The sequence below is a fragment of the Sporolactobacillus inulinus genome (genome assembly GCF_006539285.1).
Classification (GTDB): Bacteria; Bacillota; Bacilli; order Bacillales; family Sporolactobacillaceae; genus Sporolactobacillus; species Sporolactobacillus inulinus.
The window spans coordinates 1-6,222 of the sequence record NZ_BJMS01000132.1 but is presented as its reverse complement, the minus strand read 5'-3'; the positions used below and the strand labels follow the sequence as shown (position 1 = coordinate 6,222).

General features: G+C 45.9%; 6 protein-coding genes, 1 tRNA gene and 1 other annotated feature. Of the genes, 1 reads left to right on the top strand and 6 read right to left on the bottom strand.

Annotated elements, in window-relative coordinates:
- Nucleotides 1-956 precede the first annotated feature (956 nt).
- Both SIN01_RS13560 and cspD read right to left on the bottom strand, forming a co-directional pair.
- Nucleotides 957-1,029 (bottom strand) — tRNA-Arg (locus SIN01_RS13560).
- 140 nt (nt 1,030-1,169) lie between these two features.
- A complete protein-coding gene (gene cspD / locus SIN01_RS13555; protein WP_010024001.1) occupies nt 1,170-1,370 on the bottom strand; it encodes a cold-shock protein CspD in 201 nt (66 codons plus the stop codon).
- Nucleotides 1,371-1,817: 447 nt separating this feature from the next.
- Between cspD and SIN01_RS13550 the strand changes: the two genes are divergently transcribed.
- Nucleotides 1,818-2,474: a deoxynucleoside kinase gene (locus SIN01_RS13550; RefSeq protein ID WP_029548109.1), complete on the top strand. Its 657-nt coding sequence runs from the start codon at nt 1,818-1,820 to the stop codon at nt 2,472-2,474.
- 235 nt (nt 2,475-2,709) lie between these two features.
- Here the strand turns inward: SIN01_RS13550 and SIN01_RS15120 are convergent, their stop codons facing one another.
- From SIN01_RS15120 to pdxS, 4 genes are all read right to left on the bottom strand, one after another.
- The gene (locus SIN01_RS15120) at nt 2,710-2,859 is read right to left on the bottom strand and encodes a hypothetical protein (protein WP_156994724.1); all 150 of its coding nucleotides are present in this window, start codon (nt 2,857-2,859) and stop codon (nt 2,710-2,712) included.
- A gap of 28 nt (nt 2,860-2,887) precedes the next feature.
- Entirely contained in the window at nt 2,888-4,174 is a 1,287-nt protein-coding gene (gene serS / locus SIN01_RS13545) for a serine--tRNA ligase (protein ID WP_010027540.1), read from the bottom strand.
- 44 nt (nt 4,175-4,218) lie between these two features.
- Nucleotides 4,219-4,444, bottom strand: a binding site (T-box leader).
- A 50-nt stretch (nt 4,445-4,494) separates the two neighbouring features.
- Nucleotides 4,495-5,070 carry a pyridoxal 5'-phosphate synthase glutaminase subunit PdxT gene (pdxT, locus tag SIN01_RS13540; protein ID WP_010027541.1) on the bottom strand — a complete coding sequence of 192 codons (576 nt, stop codon included), beginning with the start codon at nt 5,068-5,070 and terminating at the stop codon, nt 4,495-4,497.
- 10 nt (nt 5,071-5,080) lie between these two features.
- Complete coding sequence (gene pdxS / locus SIN01_RS13535) at nt 5,081-5,968, bottom strand: pyridoxal 5'-phosphate synthase lyase subunit PdxS (protein ID WP_010027543.1); 888 nt, start codon at nt 5,966-5,968, stop codon at nt 5,081-5,083.
- Nucleotides 5,969-6,222 lie beyond the last annotated feature (254 nt).

Below are 6,222 nucleotides of genomic sequence, written 5' to 3'. Positions count from 1 at the left end.
GCGAGCCTCCTCAGACAGGGCAGGAATCTGGGGTCTCGCTGGCACGCATCAACAAAGGCGATCCCGCAGGCGTCTCGCATCTACGCGTTTGATGCACAGTCTTTTGCGTGACCAAAAAATCAAACCAGGCAAAAAGCGCCCGGTCTTTAATCTCCAACTATGTGTGATGGATTCGTACCTTTTCGCTACTGAATCGCCGCTTTGTCCTATCGGCATCTTTAACAGGGAATCGAGGCAATTTTTCCGTATCCCCTTGCTCTAAAAGGTGTACTCAAATTTTTGCCGTCGCATTACCAATCGTTGCATCTTTTACACGCTACCGGGTATAATAAAGACACAAGGAACGTAAAATAAAACCGTCAGTGCACGCACACTGACGGAATGGCAATATCCGCGATAAGAGCGGATGCAGCGCATCAATCAAAACTTACATTTTCAGGAAATGGTCTGCTTCAATCAAAGCCACTGCAATGGCATATGAAGCGGATCATTTCTTTTTGTCTGACAGCATCAGTATTAGCACCGCAAAACTAATCATCAATGTTAATGCTTGAAATACTGTCATCGGCTTCACCCCCAATCTATAAGGGTGTCACCGCATCCGCTCATATGCTTCATTCATTGCCTGTGTTGATTATAGCATGCCATAACCCAATTTTGGGGAATGGCTAGCCAGTGCATTTATGTACCGGTTAAAATACATTTTAGAAAACGCAAAATTGCACTGTCAGCGGTTACCCTCGATGTGAGGGAATGTCATCAAATTTGAGGGCACCATGAAGGATATTAGTGAAAGTTGGCCATACATCCAGAATGGGCATCTACTTGTTGATTCAATCATTTTTGCGTACGATTTGCGTATAAACTGCTGTTTCATTAAAAATAACTTAAACTGTACTACCTGTTATACATAGTAAAAACCCCTTGGTTTCAAGGGGTTTCGTGGTTATTCATGATGGCCCTGGCAGGAATCGAACCTGCGACGCACGGTTTAGGAAACCGACGCTCTATCCACTGAGCTACAGAGCCGAATCTCGCACCACGTTTGGCGACACTGTGTATTATACAAAAAAAGAAGAGCTTTGAACAGTGCTAGACGTTAGAAGACAAATAAAAAGCAGCCCTTGTTTAGAGAGGACTGCTTCCACATTATCGGTCATGGCCGAAGATCAAAGTTTAACAACGTTTGCAGCTTGAGGTCCACGGTTACCTTCAACAATGTCGAAGCTAACTTCTTGACCTTCTTCAAGCGTTTTGAAACCTTCGCCTTCGATTGCAGAATAGTGTACGAATACGTCATTTCCGCCTTCAACTTCAATGAATCCGTAGCCTTTTTCTGCATTGAACCATTTTACTTTACCGTTTTGCATGTGTAACTGCCTCCCTAAAACGTTGCGCTGCCCGCGCGTGAACTAAAACCATTTACCAATTAACAAAAAACGCAAAATATAAAAACAGACCTTTCCAGAAGTAAAAACTACTACACTTCAAGGAAGGGTCTTCATTCTTACATCTGATCTTATATTAAGTAGTAAAATGGTTTATTACAATATAGCACAATCACCATTTAGTGTCAATGAAATATCATTTTTGTAAACGGATACTTCCTTGGTCTAACAACATTCTTATCTCGTGTATCCCGATCATTGTTCCGGCTTTCATGCTACGATTATTTTCGACAACATTCTACTTTTTTATACACGTATTGCATTCACGATTCATACTTTTTCACTTTTTTTTGCGCTTTTTAGGTGATACACTTAATGAATTGTATCCATGTTCTTATTTTAAATTGCTTTTATGAAAGGGCGTCTTACATGGTCGAATCTGCTCCAGCAAATAAACTAATTTCTGTCGCTGGTATGGTTGGCATCGGCAAAACAACCTTTGCCGATGCTATGGCACACCGGCTCGGCTACCGCACCTCATTCGAAAAGGTGGATGGAAATCCATATCTTGATTTATTTTATAAAGATTTTAACCGTTGGGCCTTCCATCTTCAGATCTTTTTCCTTGGTGAACGTTTCAAGGAAACAAAGCGCATTTCGGCCAGTCCAGATAATTTCATTCAAGACCGTTCGATTTATGAAGATACCGGGATTTTCGCAAAGATGCATTATGAAAAAGGAACGATGTCCGAGGCCGATTACCGTACTTATACAAGCCTTTTTGAGGCGATGGTTATGACGCCGTATTTTCGCCGCCCAGACCTGCTTATTTACCTCCACGGTTCACTAGACGCGACCGTAAACCGTATTTGCAGGCGCGGTCGCGGCCTCGAAAAAGAAACACCGCACAGCTACTGGCAAGAAATGTATCAGCGCTATGAGCAATGGATCAGCGATTTCTCCATCTGCCCGGTGCTGAAATTGGATATCGATGATTACGATTTAGTCAATGATCCGGATACAGGCGATGCGCTTGCGGTCTTGATTCAGGAACGATTAAAAGAAAATGTACACTGCGGCAGCTAAGGAGCGACGAGGCTGTCCCAAAAGGCTGCGCTCCGATTGCTCGCATCAACAGAGCGCGACCGCGGGCAATCCAGGAGCCTCCTCGGCTGATCCTGTAAGGCCTGCGGGGCTCCTCCGGCTCGCGATTAACGGGAACGCTCCGCAGGAGTCTCGCATCTTCGCGCTTAATCCCAAAGTAGACATTTTTTAAGGGTGTCTCAAAAGTCAATTGACTTTTGAGACACCCTCGTCATTTTTATTGGTCCTTTTGTTTTTTATCCGTTTGATCATCTTGCTTTTTTTCTTTCTCAGGTGCTTTCGGCTCCTTTGGGTCCAGCGAAATCCCCAAGTCGTCGATCATTTTGGTTAATCGGGCATCATTATTTACTTTTTGATGAAAGGGCACTACGCGCACCTCCTAAACTTTGATCGGATTATTCCTTTGGCGCGATCTTCTCAACATTTTTCATGTACGGACGTAGTGCTTCCGGGATAACCACCGTACCGTCTTCCTGTTGGTAATTTTCCAAAATAGCAGCAACCGTTCGCCCGACAGCAAGCCCCGAACCGTTCAGGGTATGCACAAATTCCGGCTTTGCTTTCGGCGCGCGCCTGAATCGGATATTCGCCCTGCGTGCTTGGAAATCTTCAAAATTACTGCAGGAAGAAATTTCACGATACGTGTTTTGGCTTGGGATCCAAACTTCAAGGTCGTATTTCTTTGCGGCTGTAAAGCCAAGGTCACCGGTGCATATGGCAACCACACGGTACGGAAGGTTGAGCAGGCGCAGCACTTCTTCCGCATGACCGGTCAGCTTTTCCAGTTCGTTATAAGAATCCTCAGGCTTCACGAAACGAACCAGCTCTACCTTGTTAAATTGGTGTTGTCGGATGATTCCACGCGTGTCGCGTCCGGCAGAACCTGCTTCAGAGCGGAAACAAGCGCTGTATGCAGCAAATGCTCTCGGAAGTTCATCACCATTCAACATCTCATCACGATAATAGTTTGTCACCGGCACCTCTGCCGTAGGGATCAGGAAGTAGTCGCGATCATCGGCAATTTTAAACGCATCTTCTTCAAATTTAGGAAGCTGTCCGGTTCCGGTCATGCTCGTCCGGTTAACCATATACGGTGGCATGATCACTTCATAGCCATGGTGATCTTCGTGTAGATCGAGCATGAAGCTGATCAGTGCGCGTTCCAAACGAACACCTAAGCCCTTATAGAAAACAAAGCGGCTTCCGGTAACCTTGGCAGCCCGTTCAAAATCGAGAATACCCAAATTGGTTGCAAGATCCCAATGCGGTTTCGGTTCATAATCGAACGGTTTCGGTTCACCCCAAAAGCGGATTGGTTTGTTATCGTCTTCACTCGCACCAACCGGCACTGTTTCATGTGGAACATTCGGAATCGACAGCATGACTTGCTTCAGTTCATCTTCAATTTTACCCAGTTCGCTGTCCATTTCTTTAATGCTGGCACTCACCTCACGCATTGACACAATCAGATCCGACGCGTCTTCCTTTGCTCGCTTCTTCGCTGCGACCTGTGCGGATACTTCATTACGTTTTGCTTTCAGCACTTCCGTACGACTGATCAGATCGCGTCGCTTGTTATCCAATTCTGGAAAACGTTCAAAGTCACTCAGGTCTTCGCCACGCTTATTTAACTTTACTTTGATTTCATCATAATGGTCTCGTAATCGTTTCATGTCGAGCATCGTTCTCTGCCTCCTAAAAATAGAAAATCTCGTCCCCTTCACTCATAAGGGACGAGATTATAAACCCGCGTTGCCACCCAAATTGCCAGCAGCTTGCCTTGCGCTGCTGCTGACCGCTTTAGTCATTGATAACGAAATGATCCGTGTGATCCGCTTCGTGCGGATCCAGCTCTCAGGGACGGATTCGCCATCGCTTCTCCACCGCTTCCCACCAAGCGCGGCTCTCTTCAAAAGAAGACAAAGGCTACTTTTTCCCATCATTAAGCACAGTAGATTGACTTATTTAAAATCTACACTACTGAATTGAAAAAAGCAAGCGGTTAACGGGATTCATTTACCATTTGGACAAAATAACGATGCATCGCCGGATCACTGGTTAATTCCGGGTGGAAGGCGCAGCAGAGGAATCGACCTTGTCTGCACGCAACAATATGGTCCTCATAAGTTGCCAGCACATCCACATTAGCTGCAGCACTCTTAATATATGGCGCCCGGATAAAAACGCCGGTATAATGTTCACTGATTCCTTTAATGGCCAAGTCTGCTTCAAAGCTCTCCACCTGGCGTCCAAAGGCATTCCGTTTCACATCAATATCCAGTATGCTGAGATGCGGGCCTTTTCTTCCCTCAATTTGTTTCGCCATTAGGATCAGTCCCGCACAGGTGCCGAACACTGGTTTTTCGGCTGCAAACTGCTTGACCGCTTCAAAAAGACCATATCGATCCATCATTCGACGCATCATTGTACTTTCGCCGCCCGGAAGCACCAGCCCGTCCAATCCCTCAAGATCGCCAATATTCTTCACTAAAGAAACCTGTGATCCGGAATTTTCCAGCGCATGGACATGTTCACTGACCGCACCTTGGAGGGCCAGCACGCCTATTCTCGTTGCCATTTTGCTCACCTCAGATGCCGCGATCCTGCATACGTTCGGCAGGTTCGAGATTGCTCATATCGATACCTTTCATCGGAGTGCCCAGTCCCTTTGAAAGTTCAACAATCCGTTCATAATCTTGGTAGTATGTGGTTGCTTCAACAATTGCACGGGCAAATTTTGCCGGATTCTCTGATTTGAAAATTCCGGAACCAACAAAGACACCGTCTGCACCCAGTTCCATCATCAGCGCTGCATCAGCAGGCGTTGCAACACCCCCGGCAGCAAAGTTGACGACCGGAAGACGACCGGCTTCTTTAATTTGTAAAAGAATTTCATAAGGCGCGCCGAGTTCTTTGGCAAAGACCATGACTTCATCCTTTTCCATAGACACCACTTTACGCACCTGGCTGTTTACGAGACGCATGTGGCGAACTGCTTCAACAATATTTCCCGTTCCGGGTTCGCCTTTTGTCCGCAACATTGCAGCGCCTTCGCCAATTCGACGTGCTGCTTCTCCCAGATCACGGCAGCCACACACAAAAGGCACAGTAAATGCCTTTTTCTCAATGTGGAAAACATCGTCGGCAGGAGTCAACACTTCACTTTCATCAATGTAGTCTACCTTCATCGCCTCGAGTACACGTGCTTCAACAATATGTCCGATTCTCGCTTTCGCCATAACCGGAATGGACACTGCATTCTGAACTTCCTCAACAATCGTTGGGTCGGCCATACGCGCAACGCCGCCTGCCTTGCGTATATCGGATGGGACGCGTTCCAAAGCCATGACAGCCGTTGCGCCTGCTTCCTCCGCAATTTTCGCTTGTTCTGCGTTGACCACATCCATAATCACGCCGCCTTTTTGCATTTCTGCCATTCCGCGTTTGACACGATCTGTACCTTTCTGTACCACCATAACCCCTCCAATGAGCTTCTCTAGAATCTACCAAACTACCTATAGTGTACAATAAAACCCAGTAAATAAATACGCATAATATAAGTTTGGATGAATTTTCTTTTTTTTGTTTTCTCGTTTGCCCATACATGCAGTTTTGATTCATGAATCTTGATCTTGGCAGACATTTCAGCTGCTCGCAATAGGGCTTATCGTAGCTTTATTTATAAGAAAAACCGGGCAAAATACGCCGGGTCCTAATCTCCAACCATGTG